The organism is Limnohabitans sp. TS-CS-82 (assembly GCF_002943475.1).
Window position 1 is genome coordinate 48,642 of the sequence record NZ_PTQX01000001.1, and the last position, 17,393, is coordinate 66,034.

The window sequence follows — 17,393 nt, forward strand, 5'->3', positions numbered from 1 at the left end:
AACTAATTTGATCCAGAGGGACTGTTCAATTGCCCCTTCCAAGCAGCGACAGTCTCTTTGATGAGCTGAGAAACAATTCGACTAGCTTGTGTGAAATGGCCCTGTTTTGGGTGAGCGAGTGTGACAAAGCGCTTCAAGTCTGGGCCGATGACCTTTGCGGCTTGCAACTTTCCAGTACGCAACTCATCGTCAACAGAAAACGGTCCAAGCAATGCATACATGTGCGGGTTGGATGCAATGATTTCCTTTTGAACGCGCAATGAATCTGCCTCCACTTCAGCCAGCAAACTAAACCCCTTACTTTTTGCCGTTTCATCCAAGATTGATCGCCAATGCGAGGGGCGTCTTGGTAAAACAAGCGGTAGACCTTGAAGGCGTTTGAAGTCAACGGTATCTGAATAGGTCAATGAAAGGCCAGGACACGAAACAAGATATGTATTCGCCGTGGACAGCAGTGTCTCATCGCTACCGGTTGGTTTTTCATATCGAAACAAGATCGCCATATCCACAGCACCTGTATCCAGTAACGCATCTAGCTCGCTACCTTGCCCCTCACGAATATTCAGTTTGATCTTTGGATACTCGTGGTGAAGACGTTTGAAGATATGGGTCATTAATGGATGCGCAGCTGACGGCAATACGCCAATCCTCACTTCCCCCATGGGTACTTTGGACGTTTGACGTATATCGGAGAAAAGTTCATCGCTGTCTTTGAGCCACCCTCGCACACGCTGCTGAACATGTTCGCCAAATTCGGTCAACACAACACCTCGACCCGTTCGTCTGAACAGCGCTCCACCGCAGGTTTTCTCAAAATCACTGATTTGTCTGCTGATGTGCGATTGCACGGTGTTTCTTTGCACAGCAACTTTCGTGAAGCTGCCAAGCTCAGCGACCTCGATGAATAGCCTTAAATCATTAATTTGCATAGACACCTCTCAGATATGCCATTTTAGGCATATCTGAAATCTCAGAAAACATCCTATGCAGATGGTTTATCCATCCATAAACTCGCGCTCATTGTTCAGAAGCACCGATGGTCGGTGCCGTATATCAAAGGAAAAACGATGAGCTTTGTCAGTTTTGAAATTGCCGGTCAACAGACCTATGGCCTCTGGAAAGATGAGAGCAACTGGATACAAGTGCCTCAAGTATTTCAAGCTGAATATCCAGATTTGAAGTCAGTCATTGCTGCCAACAAACTCGATGAATGTGAAGCCTTGACACGCCAAAGCGGCAAGAGCGTGACTGCATCGCAAGCGCACCTATTGCCGGTGATTCCTAATCCCAGCAAAATTTTCTGCATAGGCTTGAACTACAAAACTCACGTCGCTGAAACCAAACGCGCAGATAGCGACTACCCCGCCATCTTCACGCGCTTTGCTGATAGCTTGACCGCACACAACGCCCCTTTGCCGCATCCTAAAGAAACAAAGCGTTTTGATTTTGAAGGTGAATTGGCAGTCATCATTGGCAAAGGTGGTCGCAACATCACGCAGGCTCAAGCGCTTGATCACATCGCTGGCTACGCCTGCTTCAACGATGGCACAGCGCGCGATTGGCAGCGTCATACGCACCAATGGATTCCCGGTAAGAACTTCCCATCAACAGGCCCACTCGGCCCATTCATGGCCACTAGCAAAGAAATTCCAGACGTGAACCAACTCACCTTGGAGTCTCGCTTGAATGGCGAGGTCATGCAGCATGCGAGCGTGGCTGATTTGATTTACACCTTACCCGTGATCATCGAATACCTCTCTGGATTTACCAACCTCTCACCTGGTGATGTCATCGCGACCGGCACACCTGGTGGTGTGGGTGATCGTCGCGAACCCCCTGTATATATGAAAGCTGGTGATGTGATTGAAATCGAAATTACTGGCTTAGGCACCCTACGCAACGTGGTGTCAAACGCCGCTTAAAGGAAAAATAATGTCTAAATCAAAAAACTCTTTACGAATTGCGGTCGACATTGGCGGCACATTCACGGATATGGCTTGCTTTGACGAGTCCACAGGTGCGATTTCATTCGGTAAAGCACTCTCAACCCATGGCGAACTGGTCACAGGTATCCAAAACACACTAGATGGCGCTGGTATTGATTTGAGCAATGGCTATCTGTTCCTGCACGGCTCAACCATTGCGATCAACACATTGCTTGAGCGCAATGGTGCAAAAACCGCGTTGCTGATCACGGAAGGCTTTCGTGACATCTATGAAATTGGCCGCGTGAATCGACCAGATGCCTACAACCTGTTCTTTTCAAAGCATGAGCCTCTAGTTCCGCGCTCACTGCGCTACGAGGTATCAGAGCGTTTGCGTGCTGATGGTTCCTTGCACAAGCCCTTAGATGAAGAGGGTGTTCGGGCACTTGCACGAGAACTGAAAGCAAAACACATTGAAGCAGTTGCAGTGCTGTTGTTGCATTCGTACCGCAACCCTGACCACGAACGTCGCGTCAAGGCCATCTTGCAAGAGGAAATTCCAGGTGCATTTGTGACGGCATCGCATGAACTATCACAGGAGTACCGCGAGTTTGAGCGCGTATCGACAGCCGTAGCTAATTCGTATGTAGGCCCGCGTGTCTCGGAGTACCTCGGTGAGCTAGAGCATCACTTGAGCGACAAGGGATTTGAAGGTGACTTTTATGCCGTGCAATCTACCGGTGGTTTGTTTCCCGTAGAGCATGCTCGCCGCGATTGCGTGCGCATGCTTGAGTCTGGACCTGCAGCGGGCGTGATTGGCGCGCAAGCAATTTGCGAACAGTTAGGAATGCCCGACTCTATTGCCTTTGACATGGGCGGAACAACGGCAAAGGCTGGCGTGATCAGTGAAGGTCGTCCATTGACGACTGGCAGTGCGCTCATCGGAGGTTATGAAAAGGCTTTGCCAATTCAGATCCCAATGATGGACATTTTTGAAGTGGGCACGGGCGGTGGTTCTATCGCCCGCGTTGAGCTGGGCAATTCATTGCGCGTTGGCCCCCGCTCTGCAGGCAGCATGCCTGGTCCCGTTTGCTACGGTCGCGATGGCACTGAACCCACGGTGACAGATGCCAACCTGATTCTGGGACGCTTGGATGAACACAACTTCCTCGGTGGCGAAATGCCGTTGTACTTGGACCGTGCCAAGCACGCCATGGAGGAAAAAATCGCAAAGCCTTTGGGCTTGGATGCAACCAAGGCAGCAGATGGCATTTTGCGTATCGCTGTGACACAAATGTCTCATGCCGTCAAAGCCGTGACGACTGAGCGAGGTCTAGACGCAGGCAGTTTCACCATGGTGGTGTATGGCGGCGCAGGCCCACTACACGCATCCGCCATTGCGCGTGAAATTGGTATCCGCAAGGTCTTGATTCCACATGCGCCTGGTTACTTCTCTGCCTATGGCATGTTGTTTAGCGACTTACGCTACGACTATGTCCGCTCGGTGTTCCGCCGCTTGGATAGCTTGTCATTTGATGAGATCGAAGCCTATTACAAAGAGATGGAAGACGAAGGCCGTGCAGCGATTGGTGCTTCACAAATTCGTCCAGAAGAAATCGTCTTTGAGCGTGCCGCAGACATGCGTTATTTCGGCCAGGAGCATGCAGTGACAGTTGACTTACCTCACGAGTTTTTTGTCAGCAAAGACCGTGCGGCGATCAAAAATCATTTCGACGAAGTGCACAAAGTTCGCTACGGAACTTCCGCCCCCAAAGAAGCGGCAGACATCGTCAGCTTGCGCGTCACCGTGTTGGGCCGCATGAAGAAACCGCCACGCAACGCCGTGGAATCCGGACAAGCATCCCCTGATGCGAAAGCTTTGCGTGCGCACAAGCCCGTCTATTTCCGCAGTGCAGGTCAGTTTGTTGATACGGCTGTCTATCGACGTGATTTGCTCAAGAGCGGCAATGAGTTTCACGGCCCGGCACTCGTGGAAGAGCATGCATCCACCACCGTGGTTCAACCAGGCGATAGCGTCAAAGTTGATCTGTACGGCAACCTTCAAATTTCTATCGGGAGTGACCGTTCATGAGCACGACACAAGTACAACACGCAAATGCACAGACTGTAGATCCAGTCATTGTGGAAATCATCCGTAACGGCTTGTTTGCTGTCACGGAGGAAATGAAAACCAACTTGATGCGCACCGCATACAACCTCATCATTTATGAAGCGTTGGATTTCACGGTCGGCCTATTCACCAAGGAGGGGGATACCGTCTCGATCGGCTTGGGATTGCCGATGTTCATTCGAGGCATGTCTGAAACAGTCAAGTCGAAGATTCGTCACTTTGGTTATGAAAACATCCACCCTGGTGACATCTTGGTCACGAATGATGCCTACACCACAGGCAGTCACTTGAACCACTTCACATTCACGATGCCGGTCTTCCACGAAGGTGAGCTGATTGGCTTTACCTGCTGCATGGCGCACTGGTTAGATGTGGGCGGTAGCTTGGGACAGATCACAACTGATATTTACTCCGAAGGCATCCAGATCCCTATCGTGAAATATCAAACTGCTGGCAAAGTCAACCAAGACTTGTTAGACATCATTGCGATGAATGTGCGTATGCCCGAGCGTGCTTTAGGTGATTTACGCGCCCAAATCACGGCTATCACTACTGGTGAGCGTCGATTCTTGGAGTTGGTGCAGCGCTACGGAAATCATGATGTCCAAGCCTCCATTCTTCAAATCATGGACGCCTCTGAAGCGCTCGCCCGTCAAAACACCTTGTCTATTCCGGATGGCGTGTACGAAGCCGAATCCTTCATGGATGACGATGGTTTAGAAATCGGTAAGCGCATCCCGATTCGCGTCAAGGTCACCGTCAAAGGTGATGAGATGGAAGTGGACTTGTCAGATGTGAGCAAGCAAGTCAAAGGCTTTTACAACTCTGGTTTCACAACAGGTATTGCTTGTGCGCAAGTGGCCTACAAATGTTTGACCACACCGACCGACTACCCCGTGAATGACGGTAGCTTCCGCCCTCTGAAAGTCATCATGCCCATGGGCACGGTTATCAGTGCTGAACGCCCTTACCCCATGCGTGTGTGGATGACGTTCCCCATGACTGTGATCGACACCATTTTCAAAGCCCTCGCACCAGCGATACCGCACCGTGCCATTGCGGGCCACCATGCCGATTTGGTGTTCCCCAACATCCACGGCATTTCGCCTGAAGATGGTCGCTTGTTCATTGTGGGCATTGGCCCCTTGGGTGGCGGTTGGGGTGCCAAGTCTCGCGAAGACGGTGTGTCTGTCACGGTCTGTATCAACGATGGCGACACACACAACAGCCCAACCGAACAACTGGAAGCGAAATATCCCGTTTTGGTTGAAAGCTACAAGATTCGTGAAGACAGCGCAGGCGCTGGCGAGTTCCGCGGTGGCCTAGGTGCCGAGATGGTGGTGCAGGCGTTATCACCGTTCTCTGTGACCACACGAATCGACCGCATGCATTGCAAGCCTTGGGGCTTAGAAGGTGGCGGAGAAGCCGCTGGCAATGGCATTGCCATCCGCCACAAAGGTGAGTGGAGCTCAGATTTGCCCAACGCCAAAATCTTCAACGTTCGCCTAGAACGCGGCGATGCCTACAAGATGCTTTCTGGTGGTGGCGGTGGCTTTGGCAGCCCATTCAAACGTGATGCAGATGCAGTGGCACATGACGCGCGCGAGGGCTATGTCAGTCGCGAAGCTGCTGAAAAACTTTACGGCGTGGTTTTGGATGACGACTTTAAAGTGAAGCCATCTGAGACGCAGCAATTACGAAGCAAAGCCCTTGCCTGAGTTATTTGAAATGACGGCATCCCAACAGCAAGCTGCTCACCTCTCCGGTCTTTGGAACCGGTTGTCAGGTCAGCACGTTGCAATGGGATGCTCATGCACGATGAGTGGCATGAGTGTCACGCTCGAAGATTTCGAGCTCGACATCGCAGACTATTTATGGGCGGAAAGCGAACGATTAGGCCAGACAGATGTCGTGGCTTTTTTACTTGCACCCGGCCCTATTTCTTCACAAAACCAAGCCATTCGAAACATCTTGAGCCGCTTGGAAGATGACGATGAAGTGAGTGAATCTGTCACCGATTGGTTGCTGCCGCGTATGACGAAAACAATTGAGTCATATGCCAAGCTCCATGGCCCTGCACCTGAAGCTCCCTTATTTGGAGGCTCATCCGCATGGCGCCAAGGTTACAGAGATTAAGTAGGTGTGAATTCAAAATTTAACTGGAGACAAACATGATTTCATTGACAAAGAAAATGCTTTCCATTGCTTTGCTAACAGCAACAGCATTTGCATCAGCACAGACAAAATTTCCAGATGGCACGATCAAATTGATCGTGCCATTTGCTGCGGGTGGTGGCGTAGACAATGCCGCCCGGTTGATTGCAAAGCAGATGCAATCAAATTTAAATATTCCAATCGTCGTGGAGAACAAACCAGGTGCCAGCGGAACAATTGGCGGCAAGTTTGTTCAAACATCACCTGCGGACGGTCAGACTTTGCTTTTCTCGGCGTCGACACATGCTTTGACAAAGCAAGTCATCGCAAACCCACCCTACGATCCGTTCACTGATTTTTCATATGTGGCACGCGTAGGCGAAGCCCCATTGCTGATGGTGATTGCACCGACATTGCCACAAACGAAACTGAAAGAAGTGATGGATTCTGCCAAGCAAAATCCAGACAAGTGGACAGCCGGCTTGCCAGCATTGGGCGCAGCTAGTCATTTGGCCACCTTGATGTTTGCCAAAGAAGGTAATTTGAATCTGACCATGACCGCCTACAAAGGCACAGCCCCAGCACTGACCGATGTCGCTGGCGGACACTCGCAAATTTTGATTGACTCCATCATCTCGTTGCAGTCAATCGCTAAAGCAGGCAAGGTGAAACCCATCGTCGTCACCTCTGCAAACCGAAGCTCTGCGATGCCCAATGTGCCTACCGCCGCTGAGAGTGGTTACCCAAAATTTGTCACCGAATCTTGGTATGGCATTTGGGCTCCAAAGGGTACACCTGATGACCGCGTTCAATTTTTGAACAAGGCAGCTAATGAAGCTGTGCGTCAACTCACTAAATCAGGTGCTTTTGAACAGCTCGGCATTGAGCCCGTCGTAGAGTCAGTCGATGAATTCAAGAAGTACACAGGCAAGTACATCACCGAAAACGCAGAATTATTAAAGGGCGCAGGCTTTAAGCCCGAATAAGCCAGCCATGCGGCTAATGCCAGTCAGTTAATCCACTGACTGGCATTTTTCATGGGTATTTATCAAGCGTTGCTTGGTACCGCCGGGCTCCACATGGCTCGATAACGCAAACAGAGCGATCTAGCCCCTATTGCCCCACTGCTAGGCCATGCTTAGTCCATACTTTGTTCGGATGTGGGCAATATCCATCCAATAGCTTAGTACGCACACTTCGCTGCGATGGCTATCAAAAATTCAGGTCTGTTTACCCATCTCACACGGTGTTCGATAGCCCCCCACCCCCTTCACATAAGCCAACAACTCCACAAAAAACGGATGCCTGCAAAGCGTGGTCGAATCGCCCACCAGCAACAGCTTGCGCCGTGCGCGGGTCATGCCCACGTTCATGCGGCGGATGTCAGACAGAAAGCCGATCTCGCCTTGGGGGTTGCTGCGCGTCAAGGTGATGGCAATGATGTCGCGCTCTTGGCCCTGAAACGAATCGACGGTGCCCACGCTGAGCCTGCGTTGCTGCAGCAAACCATTCAGCACTTCGCTGTCTTCGATGGCGTCTTTCAAATAGTTGATTTGGGCTCGGTACGGTGCGATGACGCCGATGCTCAGCGGGGTGTGTTGGTGTTCGTCGTGTTCGGCGGCGTCGTAGGGCGCCAGCAGCTGCGCCAGCCGCTCCAGCAGCAAGTGGGCTTCTTCGGGGTTGGCGGTTGAACGGCTTTCAGGAATGGCCATTTCTTGATAACCGCAGCCCGCCGTGTCGATGAATTCCACCGGCAAGTCGGGTGCAAAACGCAGGTCATAAGCCTCTAGGCCAGCGCAGCGCACGCTGGCGTGCGGCACCAGTTGGCCGCCATAAAACTTCTCGGAGCTGAAGCCCATGATGTGCTCGTGCATACGGTATTGCGTGGTGAGCATGCGGGCCGTGTTGGGTTGGCGCTGGATGCACTTTTCAAACAGGGTTTCGCGCAGGCCTTCGCGGGCGGCTTGTTCGCTTTTGACCGTAGGCGGCAGTTGGTGGTGGTCACCCGCCAACACAATGCGCTGGCCCTTGGCAATGGGTATCCAGCAACCCGGCTCCAGGGCCTGGGCAGCTTCGTCAATGAAGACGGTCTCAAAGCTCAGGTGGCGAATGTGGCGGTGGCTGGCACCCACCAGCGTGCAGGTGATGACCTGCACCGATTCGAGCACGTCCTCGGTCATGAAGCGCTCCAAGTCGTCGGCGGCTTGGCGCAACGTGCGCGCTTCTTCACGCAGCCATTGGCGGTGCTGACGCTCTTCAAAACCAAAGTGGCGAACGTGTTCGCTGGCCGTGTCTCGGTGCTGCTCAGCGGTTTGGCGCATCGCGTGCATCTTGGCGTAGCTGGGGTGAGCCATCACACCGGCGTCCAGCGTGTGCTTTAGCAGCAGCTCCGACACGCGGCTGGGGTTGCCCATGCGGATCACGTTCACACCACGCTCGGCCAGCTTTTCGGTCAGCAGGTCCACGGCGGTGTTGGAGGGGGCGCACACCAGCACGCGCCGCTCACGCCGGATGGTTTCCAAAATAGCTTGCACCAGCGTGGTGGTTTTGCCCGTGCCGGGCGGGCCATGGATGATGGCCACGTCTTGCGCCGAGATCACATGGCGCACAGCTACCAGTTGCGAGTCGTTGAGCGCACTCGGGTAAAACAGGTCGTCGGCTTGGGGCTCGCGATAGCTGGCCTGCCTGACGCCCAGCAGCACGTCGCGCAGTTCGGCCAAGCGGTTGCCGTGTGCGGCCATGACCGCGCTCATGGCTTGGTTCATCTCGCGGTAGCTCACTTCGTCAAAGGTGAGGTCAATGCCTAACGTGCTTTCGTTGAGGGTGCTTCCGTTTAGGGTGCTGCCGTTCATCACCCAGTCGGGCAGCTCTTCTTTGGTGGTGGTCAGCACCAGCTTGTTGCGCCGCACGCTGGTGACAACGCCGCTCAGTGTGAGCCTGTCAGATTCCTTATGGCCTGACGATTGGCCTGCTGCATTGCTGAACAGCGAAGCGTTCTTGCCCACCTGAAACAAGTGCAGGTCTTGCCGATGCGCAGGACGTTCAAGCTCCAACACCACTTTGCCACCAAAGCCAATGTCTTCTTGGGTGATGGTGACGGGGTACCAAGTCAAGCCGCGCCGACGGCGCTCTTTGATGCTGGCACTGGCGTTTTTGAGTTTGAATTGCGCTTGATCTTCCTTTTGCTCCAGTTGCATGAGTGCACGCACATGGCGTAACTCATGTTGGACATCACGTTGAACAGCGCAAGGTGCGGTGAGGATCGGGTCTTGGTCAGCCAAAGGGAATGGGAAAGGGAGCGAGAGGGTGCACGGGACTCTAACTCAAACAACCAGTGAAAGACCTGCGCCGTCGTGACTCAGAAATGGCTGTCACTGTAGCTCACTGACGCGAAGACTTTATGCAGCCGTCAAAGGCTCCATACGCACCACCGCACGCGCTCCCACGGCACTGGCAAAACGTTGGACTGTTCGCATGGATGGCGTGCCCCTGCCACTTTCGATGCGCGCCACCACGCTTTGGGTTGTACCCATGAGTGCGGCCACATCGCCTTGCGTCAGGCCCGCTTGCGTGCGTGCTGCAATCAATTCACGGGCCAGCTCAAACTCGGGCGTTTGTGCGTCATAGGCTTGGCGAACGGCAGGGTTGGTCAGCAGTTCAGCTTTCACGTCTTTCAGGCTTTTCATGTCGATTCCTCCAAGCGTTTCAATGCGGTTTCAATGGCCCTTCGCGGTGTGGTCTGCGTCTTTTTTATAAACAAATGCAGCACCAGCAAAGTGCGCCCCTGCACGGCGGCGTAAACGGCACGGGCAATACCATCGCGTCCCGTCATGCGCATTTCCCACAGCTTGCTTTCTAGTGGGCGAATGTGCGGCAAGCCCACACGATGCGGCCCCAAGTCCACCAGCATTTGACCGATGTGCAGAAACCGAGCTTGCATATCGGCCGGAATGGTCTGTAATTCATGCGCCGCCAGTGGATGCAGGGTCACAGTCCACTGAGTTTCAATTATAGCCTTTTTGCTATCTTTTGGGTTTTTCATGCAGCTCCCCTAGGTCCCGTTTAGTCCCTCTGGCAGCTTAAGGCGCTCACTTTTCAGCGAGGGCTATCACCAATTCAAATCTGTTTGCCTATCTCATGCGCTTTGCTGTAGCCCCTTCGCACCAAAAAAAACGCGCAGACTGCGCGTTTTCTTTTAAGTGGTCGACTTGAACAAAGCCGCCATCACCCGCTTGGGCTTGATGTTGGCCGACTTGCGCAGTGGGTCGGGTGCAGCAGGTGCTGCGGCCTCTGCGCTGCGCACAGGCGCTTCGTAGGGTTTGTCAAAGAACGGGTCGTTCTTGATGCGCGGTGCGGGCACGTAGCCCACTTCGCGGCTGCGGCGGCTGTCTTGCTCGCGGGGGCGTGCATCGCGTGAGGCGTAGCCTTCGCGTGGACGGCTGGAAGACTCTGAACGCTCGCCACGATCTCCACCGCGAGATTCGCGTGAATCATTGCGAGGCTCACGACGCTCACGCGAGCGGTCTTGCTCAACGGTTACGTTTTCTAAAGTGATTTTGGTCTTGAGCAATTTCTCAATGTCACCCACCAAGCGCTGGTCGCTGCCCGACACAAAGCTGATGGCTTTGCCCAAAGCACCGGCGCGGCCTGTGCGGCCAATGCGGTGCACATAGTCTTCGGCGTTGAAGGGGATGTCAAAGTTGAACACCGCTGGCACGTCTTTGATGTCCAAGCCACGTGCGGCCACATCGGTACAGACGAGCAAATCGACTTCGCCTTTTTTGAAGCCTTCGAGGGCTTTCAGGCGTTCGTCTTGGCTCTTGTCACCGTGCAAGGCGCTGGTGCGAAAACCGTCACGCTCTAGCGAGCGGGCCAAACGGGCGCAGCCAAGTTTGCTGTTGCAAAACACAAAGGCTTGCTTCATGTCGTTGGCTTTGATGAGGTGGCGCAAGGCGTTGTACTTGTCGTCCACGCTCACGCTGTAGAACTGCTGCGTGATGGTGGCGGCGGTCTCATTTGGACGCGCCACTTCAATGGTGACGGGGTTTTGCAAATAGCTGCCAGCCAAGCGCTTGATCTCAGTCGAGAACGTGGCCGAGAACAACAGCGTGGTGCGCGTCTTAGGCAAGTGGCTCAAGATGCGTTGCAAATCTGGCAAGAAGCCAATGTCCAACATGCGGTCGGCTTCGTCGAGCACCACGTATTCAACTTGGTTGAGCACCACGTTCTTGGCTTCGATGTGGTCGAGCAAACGGCCGGGCGTGGCCACCAAAACTTCGACGCCTTTTTTCAGTTCGATGGTTTGGGGCTTCATGTCCATGCCGCCAAACACCACCATGCTGCGCAGGTTGGTGTGCACGGCGTATTGTTTGATTTGCTGGGCCACTTGGTCGGCCAGCTCGCGGGTGGGCAACAGCACCAAAGCGCGCACGGGGTGACGTGCGGGCGAGGTGGAGCTGTTTTCGTGTTTGAGCAAACGTTGCAGCAGTGGCAGCGAGAACGCTGCGGTTTTGCCGGTGCCGGTTTGCGCGGCGCCCATCACGTCTTGGCCGGTCAGAACCACGGGAATGGCCTGGGCTTGGATGGGGGTCATGGATTCGTAGCCCATTTCGGCTACGGCACGTGCCAGCGCGGGGGCCAGCTGCAAATTAGAAAAAGAGGTCGTCATGTCTGGGGCATATTGTCGCATTGTGGACGGCTCGGAAAAAAAGCCGTCAATTGAGCAGAATTAATCACTTAAGCCTCATTGAAAAAGGCAAGCTGCCTACCTCAACTAGGGGCTTGCCCGATTGCAGGGCTGGCTGCATGCGCTGAGAATTTTTTGATTTGAAAGAAACTTCTATGCTGCTGACCCGCTTGATCTTGACGCTCTCGCTTGCCTTAGGTTTAACGGCTTGTGGAACCCTGACATCCACCCCCGCGAAGCAAGCCAAAACGACCGATGTGAAAACACTGATGTGGGTGGGCAACAGCTTCTTTTATTACAACAACTCCATGCATGGGCATGTGGGTCAGCTCTTGAGCGCAGCGGGTGGCAAAGGCTATCGATCGACATCCGCCACCATCAGTGGCTCAGGCATCAACTGGCACGATGTAGAGGCCCACTTCAAACCAGGTGGTGTGGCCAGCTACTCATTTGTGGGTGACAACGAAGTGGTGTTCAACACCTTCGACAAACCGTTTGACGGAGTGATGATGATGGACTGCAGCCAGTGCCCCATCCACCCGAAGCTGCAACCCATTTTTTATGAGTTCTCCAAAAAGCACAGCGACACGGTGCGCAAATACGGTGCAGAACCCATTCTGTTCATGTCATGGGCTTATGCAGACAAGCCAGATATGACGATGCCCTTGGCTAACGAATACATCAAGGCAGGCAAGTTAAACAATGCACTGGTCGTGCCCGCAGGTTTGGCATTTGCCAACTCTTTGGCGCAACGCCCTGACTTGAATTTGTACGTGGCCGACAAACGCCACCCCAGCCTGATGGGCACCTACTTGGCTGCCAGCACGGTGATGGCATCGGTCTACAAACAAAACCCCATGGGCAACACCTACACAGCGGGCTTGCCCAAAGATGTGGCGGCACATTTGCAAAAAGTGGCTTGGGAAACATCGCAAACCTTCCACGCCAAAGAAGGTCGCGGCAGTTTGTAATGCCGCTTGAGCGGAGGTCTTAGGCCTTCCGCTTCAGCTCAGCGGCCAGTTGGCTAAGCAAGGCGTACAGGTCGCCTGCTGGGGCGTTCCACTGCTTCACCACCTTGCCCTGCGCCTGCACCACAGCCGTGTCGCCACGGGCGGCTGGGCCAGTCAAAGCCTTTGCAGGGCCCATGGCCAGCACGTTGTCCACCGTGCTTTTGAGCAAGGCCTCGGTTAGTGGTCGCATCAGCTCGGGCGGCACGCCTGCACTTTGCCAAGCGTCTTGGGCAATGCCTTGCAACACCACGGTGAAGTTGCTGCTGAACACAGCGGCTGCGTGATACAGCGGTTTGTCGGCACTGGCTATTTCAAAGCAGCGCCCGCCAATGGCGGTGAGCGCGGTGTGCAGCCAAGCCAGCGCGGGCGCATCGCCCTCAAGGCCACAAGGTGTGCCTGCAAACTGGCGCACACCGGTATCAGGAGACGCAAAGTTCAGCACCGGGTGTGCGCTGGCCACATGGCAGCCCAAGGCTTGCAAGGGCTGCAGTTCGGCAGCACTTAAAAATCCGCTGTTGTGAAACACGACAGCGCCAGCCAGCTTGGCGCCCTGCGCCTCGGCCAAGGCCTGCGCAGCCGCAGCCACTTGGGCATCGGGCACGCTGAGCAGCCACACGTCGGCGGCACGCATATCCGCCAAGTCGGCCACGGGCTGGCCAGCGCCCACAAACTGAGCGGCTTGCTCAGCACTGCTGAAGCTGCGCGAACACAGGTCTTGCACCAGCACTCGGGGCTGCTGATGTAACAAGGCCGCGAGGGTTTGACCCACGCGGCCGCAACCGATGACGTTGAAAGAGGTCAATTAAGTCTTGGGCAGTGTGACGCCCACTTGGCCTTGGTACTTGCCGCCACGGTCTTTGTAGCTGGTTTCGCACACATCGTCTTTGTCGCTCTCGAAGAACAACACTTGGGCACAGCCCTCGCCTGCGTAAATCTTGGCGGGCAGCGGTGTGGTGTTGGAGAACTCCAAGGTCACATAGCCTTCCCACTCGGGCTCAAACGGGGTGACGTTGACGATGATGCCGCAGCGCGCATAGGTGCTCTTGCCCAAACACACGGTCAGCACATTGCGCGGAATGCGGAAGTACTCCATGGTGCGGGCCAGCGCGAAGCTGTTGGGCGGGATGATGCAGACGTCAGACTCGATGTCCACAAAGCTTTTGGGATCAAAGTTCTTGGGGTCCACCACGGTGCTGTAGATGTTGGTGAACACCTTGAACTCGGGTGCGCAACGGATGTCATAGCCGTAGCTGCTGGTGCCGTAGCTGACGATTTTTTCGCCTGCTGCGTTTTGGCGGATTTGGCCTGGCTCGAAGGGCTCGATCATGCCGTGCTCTTGGGCCATGCGGCGGATCCATTTGTCTGATTTGATACTCATGGCGTTATTTTGCCTCAATCGTTCTCTGTGAAACGCTCAAAACAAACCTTGAGCTCATGCATCCATTTCTGGCGCTGGGCCTCGGGCACAAAGCTGGCTTCAAAACTGTTGCTGGCCAGCACATAGGCCTGCTGCGCGGTCAGCCCCGTGGCCTCGAAGGTTTGCACAAAGTTGTCGTTCATGTAGCCACCAAAGTAGGCGGGGTCGTCTGAGTTGATGGTGACGCACAGGCCAGCGTCTAACAACTGGCCAATGTTGTGGTTTTTCAAATCGGGGAACACGCACAGCTTTTGATTGGACAGTGGGCACACGGTGAGTGGCGTGCGGTCTTTGGCCAAACGGGCCATGAGCGCGGCGTCGTGCACAGCTTGCACGCCGTGGTCGATGCGCTCAACGTGCAACACATCCAAGGCGCTCCACATATAGGCAGGTGGCCCCTCCTCGCCCGCATGGGCCACGAGGTGCAGGCCATGCGCGTGCGCCAAGGCGAACACGTTTTTAAACTTTTCAGGCGGGTGGCCCACTTCGCTGGAGTCCAAACCCACGCCAATGAATTTGTCTTTGAAGGGCAAGGCGTCGTTGAAGGTTTGCAACGCAGCTTCTTCGCTGAGGTGGCGCAAGAAGCACAAGATGAGCTGCGCGCTCACGCCCAGCTGCGCTTGTGCATCCACGCACGCACGGTGCAAGCCATTGATGACCGTGGCCATGGGCACGCCGCGCTCGGTATGCGTTTGGGGGTCAAAGAAGATTTCTGCATGCACCACTTTGTCGGCTTTGGCGCGTTGCAGATAAGCCCAAGCCATGTCGTAAAAATCTTGCTCGTGCAGCAGCACGCTCGCGCCTGCGTAGTAAATGTCGAGGAAGCTTTGCAGGTTGGTGAAGGCATAGGCCGCACGCAGGGCTTCAACGTTCGCATACGGCAGCTTCACGCCATTGCGCTCGGCCAGCGCAAAGATGAGTTCAGGCTCTAGCGAGCCCTCGATGTGAATGTGCAGCTCGGCCTTGGGCATCTCGCGCAAGAGCTTGGGCAAATTGACAGTGGCAACGGCGTGAACTTTGAACATGGCAGTCTCCTAACAAGACTTCATGCTACCCAAGTTTTCAGTGTGCAGATCGAATCAAGTTGCGCACCACCGGATAAATTTGCGACTCCCAACGCCTGCCATTGAACACACCATAGTGGCCCACGCCTGATTGCAAATGGTGCGTTTTTCTATACGCGGGCAACATGCTGCACAAGTCTTGCGCAGCCAGAGTTTGGCCCATGCCGCAAATGTCGTCGCGTTCGCCCTCCACCGTCAGCACAAAGGTTTTGCGAATGGCTTGCAGGTTCAAGGGGCGGCCACGGTAAGTCATCTGGCCCGTGGGCAAGGCGTGGTCTTGGAATACCTTTTTGACCGTTTCTAAATAGAACGGTCCCGACAAATCCATGATGGCGAAATACTCTTGGTAGAAGTCACGAATCACATCGGCCTTTTCATCTTCGCCATTCACGCGGTGTTCGTAGAGATTCTTGAACGACTGTTGGTGACGTTCAATGTTCATGTTCAAGAACGCCATCAACTGCATGAAGCCCGGATACACGCGGCGGCCCACACCTTTGAACTGCAAGGGCACCATGCCAATCAAGTTGGCTTCAAACCACTCAATCGGTTTGCTCATGGCCAACTCGTTCACACCCGTGGGGTTGACACGTGTGTCGATGGGGCCCGCCATCAAGGTCAGAGAAGCAGGCTGGCAGTCGCTGCGGTCTTCAGCCAATACGGCTGTGGCGGCTAAGCACGCCACCGTGGGTTGGCACACGCCCATCAAATGCGCGTTAGGCCCCAAGTGCTGCATGAACCAGATGATGTGTTCGATGTATTCATCCAAACCAAACTCACCCTCGCTCATAGGAATGTCGCGGATGTTTCGCCAATCGGTCACATACACCTCGTGGTCTTGCACCAGCGTTTGCACAGTACCGCGAAGCAAAGTGGCGAAGTGACCCGACATGGGGGCCACGAGCAAGAGCTTGGGCAAGTCTTTTGAATCTTCTCGGCAAAAACGCATGAGGTCGCAAAAGGGGGTGCGGTAAGACGTGGTCTCGTGCACGGGTACACGTTTGCCCTCAGCGCTTGTCACGCTCGCAATGTTGAACGAGGGGCGTGTGTGCGTGAAACCCAACAACGCGACTTGCTCGTAGTAAGCAGCCATACGCTGCAAAGGCGTGATGCGTTTGTCATCAAACCAGTTCAGGCTGATGTCTCGCGCATGGTCTGCAAATTTTCGAATGGGGACTGAAACATCGGCCACCAATTGGTAGTTGTGATAAATCATGGGGTTGTCTCCACGCCGTTGAACGTTGTCTTCATGCGTTGACAGGTGCAAGACGCGTGCCACTGGCATGGCATACCTCTTGCAATGTGTGAACAGCACACACGTGACCCCCTCATGCACCGGAAAGCAACCATGGCCAAAACCACGCTCACACTCAGCAGCAAGAACTACTCATCTTGGTCTCTGCGAGGCTGGCTGATGGTCAAGCTCTCAGGCCTTCCCTTTGAGGAAACACCTGTGGCCACGGACAACGTAGACGCACGCGCCGAATTGCTTTTGCTCTCGCCGTCCATCCTTGTGCCCTGCCTCAACCACGGCAACGCACGCGTGTGGGACACGCTGGCCATTGGCGAGTACCTGAATGAAATCGCACCAAAAGTACACCTGCTGCCCACCAACGCGGTGCACCGTGCACATTGCCGGTCCATTTGCGGCGAGATGCATTCGGGCTTTTCAGCGTTGCGTGCCTCGCTGCCCATGAACATCAAAGCCAAGTTCAGCAAATTCAAAGTGTGGTCCAAAGCACAGCTCGACATTGACCGCGTGCTCTTCATCTGGCGCGACTGCCTCAGCACTTACAAAGGCCCGTATTTATTTGGCAAGAAGCCCACGTTGGCCGACTGCATGTTTGCGCCCGTGGTCACACGTTTTGTCACCTATGGCATTGCACTGGACCCCGTGTGCGAAGCGTATTGCCAAACTATTTTGACGATGCCCGAGATGAAGGAGTGGATGGCAGCCGCAACTGCAGAGCCTGATGACATTGAAGAACTTGAAGTGGAGTTTTAAC

16 protein-coding genes are annotated in these 17,393 nt (G+C 54.5%); 7 read left to right on the forward strand and 9 right to left on the reverse strand.

The genetic code is table 11. The features are described from left to right. Positions 1 to 2: 2 nt before the first annotated feature. Positions 3 to 929, reverse strand: a complete 927-nt coding sequence (locus C5F52_RS00215) for a LysR family transcriptional regulator (protein ID WP_104796334.1) — start codon at positions 927 to 929, stop codon at positions 3 to 5. Between the two features lie 138 nt (positions 930 to 1,067). Here C5F52_RS00215 and C5F52_RS00220 point away from each other — a divergent pair, with 138 nt between their 5' ends. The 5 genes from C5F52_RS00220 (at position 1,068) to C5F52_RS00240 (ending at position 7,196) form a co-directional block, all read left to right on the forward strand. Beyond that, positions 1,068 to 1,922, forward strand: a complete 855-nt coding sequence (locus C5F52_RS00220; protein ID WP_104796335.1) for a fumarylacetoacetate hydrolase family protein — start codon at positions 1,068 to 1,070, stop codon at positions 1,920 to 1,922. Between the two features lie 10 nt (positions 1,923 to 1,932). After that, on the forward strand, positions 1,933 to 4,017 hold the full coding sequence (locus tag C5F52_RS00225; RefSeq protein WP_104796336.1) for a hydantoinase/oxoprolinase family protein: 2,085 nt from the start codon (positions 1,933 to 1,935) through the stop codon (positions 4,015 to 4,017). Next, positions 4,014 to 5,774: a hydantoinase B/oxoprolinase family protein gene (locus C5F52_RS00230; RefSeq protein ID WP_104796337.1), complete on the forward strand. Its 1,761-nt coding sequence runs from the start codon at positions 4,014 to 4,016 to the stop codon at positions 5,772 to 5,774. Before C5F52_RS00225 ends, C5F52_RS00230 begins: the two co-directional genes overlap by 4 nt. A gap of 109 nt (positions 5,775 to 5,883) precedes the next feature. After that, complete coding sequence (locus tag C5F52_RS00235; RefSeq protein WP_161499627.1) at positions 5,884 to 6,192, forward strand: hypothetical protein; 309 nt, start codon at positions 5,884 to 5,886, stop codon at positions 6,190 to 6,192. Between the two features lie 35 nt (positions 6,193 to 6,227). Further along, positions 6,228 to 7,196 carry a tripartite tricarboxylate transporter substrate binding protein gene (locus C5F52_RS00240; protein WP_104796339.1) on the forward strand — a complete coding sequence of 323 codons (969 nt, stop codon included), beginning with the start codon at positions 6,228 to 6,230 and terminating at the stop codon, positions 7,194 to 7,196. A gap of 234 nt (positions 7,197 to 7,430) precedes the next feature. Here the strand turns inward: C5F52_RS00240 and C5F52_RS00245 are convergent, their stop codons facing one another. From C5F52_RS00245 to C5F52_RS00260, 4 genes are all read right to left on the reverse strand, one after another. Further along, complete coding sequence (locus tag C5F52_RS00245; protein ID WP_104796340.1) at positions 7,431 to 9,491, reverse strand: AAA domain-containing protein; 2,061 nt, start codon at positions 9,489 to 9,491, stop codon at positions 7,431 to 7,433. A gap of 117 nt (positions 9,492 to 9,608) precedes the next feature. Continuing rightward, positions 9,609 to 9,896 (reverse strand): helix-turn-helix transcriptional regulator, encoded by a 288-nt coding sequence (locus C5F52_RS00250; protein WP_104796341.1) that lies wholly within the window; start codon positions 9,894 to 9,896, stop codon positions 9,609 to 9,611. Continuing rightward, the gene (locus C5F52_RS00255; protein ID WP_104796342.1) at positions 9,893 to 10,252 is read right to left on the reverse strand and encodes a type II toxin-antitoxin system RelE/ParE family toxin; all 360 of its coding nucleotides are present in this window, start codon (positions 10,250 to 10,252) and stop codon (positions 9,893 to 9,895) included. The genes C5F52_RS00250 and C5F52_RS00255 overlap by 4 nt, the downstream gene beginning before the upstream one ends. Before the next feature lie 153 nt (positions 10,253 to 10,405). Beyond that, the gene (locus C5F52_RS00260) at positions 10,406 to 11,878 is read right to left on the reverse strand and encodes a DEAD/DEAH box helicase (protein ID WP_104797092.1); all 1,473 of its coding nucleotides are present in this window, start codon (positions 11,876 to 11,878) and stop codon (positions 10,406 to 10,408) included. A 173-nt stretch (positions 11,879 to 12,051) separates the two neighbouring features. Here C5F52_RS00260 and C5F52_RS00265 point away from each other — a divergent pair, with 173 nt between their 5' ends. Continuing rightward, entirely contained in the window at positions 12,052 to 12,867 is an 816-nt protein-coding gene (locus C5F52_RS00265; RefSeq protein ID WP_104796343.1) for a hypothetical protein, read from the forward strand. 19 nt (positions 12,868 to 12,886) lie between these two features. Here C5F52_RS00265 and C5F52_RS00270 read toward each other — a convergent pair whose 3' ends face one another. From C5F52_RS00270 to C5F52_RS00285, 4 genes are read right to left on the reverse strand one after another with little or no spacing between them, the layout of a single operon-like run. Then, positions 12,887 to 13,708: a Rossmann-like and DUF2520 domain-containing protein gene (locus tag C5F52_RS00270; RefSeq protein WP_104796344.1), complete on the reverse strand. Its 822-nt coding sequence runs from the start codon at positions 13,706 to 13,708 to the stop codon at positions 12,887 to 12,889. Then, entirely contained in the window at positions 13,709 to 14,284 is a 576-nt protein-coding gene (dcd, locus tag C5F52_RS00275; RefSeq protein ID WP_100132599.1) for a dCTP deaminase, read from the reverse strand. It abuts the gene before it with no gap. Between the two features lie 14 nt (positions 14,285 to 14,298). Then, a complete protein-coding gene (locus tag C5F52_RS00280) occupies positions 14,299 to 15,348 on the reverse strand; it encodes an adenosine deaminase (protein ID WP_104796345.1) in 1,050 nt (349 codons plus the stop codon). Between the two features lie 37 nt (positions 15,349 to 15,385). Then, positions 15,386 to 16,672 carry a polyhydroxyalkanoate depolymerase gene (locus tag C5F52_RS00285; protein ID WP_369951830.1) on the reverse strand — a complete coding sequence of 429 codons (1,287 nt, stop codon included), beginning with the start codon at positions 16,670 to 16,672 and terminating at the stop codon, positions 15,386 to 15,388. 63 nt (positions 16,673 to 16,735) lie between these two features. Between C5F52_RS00285 and C5F52_RS00290 the strand changes: the two genes are divergently transcribed. Next, complete coding sequence (locus tag C5F52_RS00290) at positions 16,736 to 17,392, forward strand: glutathione S-transferase family protein (protein ID WP_104797094.1); 657 nt, start codon at positions 16,736 to 16,738, stop codon at positions 17,390 to 17,392. The last annotated feature ends 1 nt before the right edge of the window (position 17,393 follow it).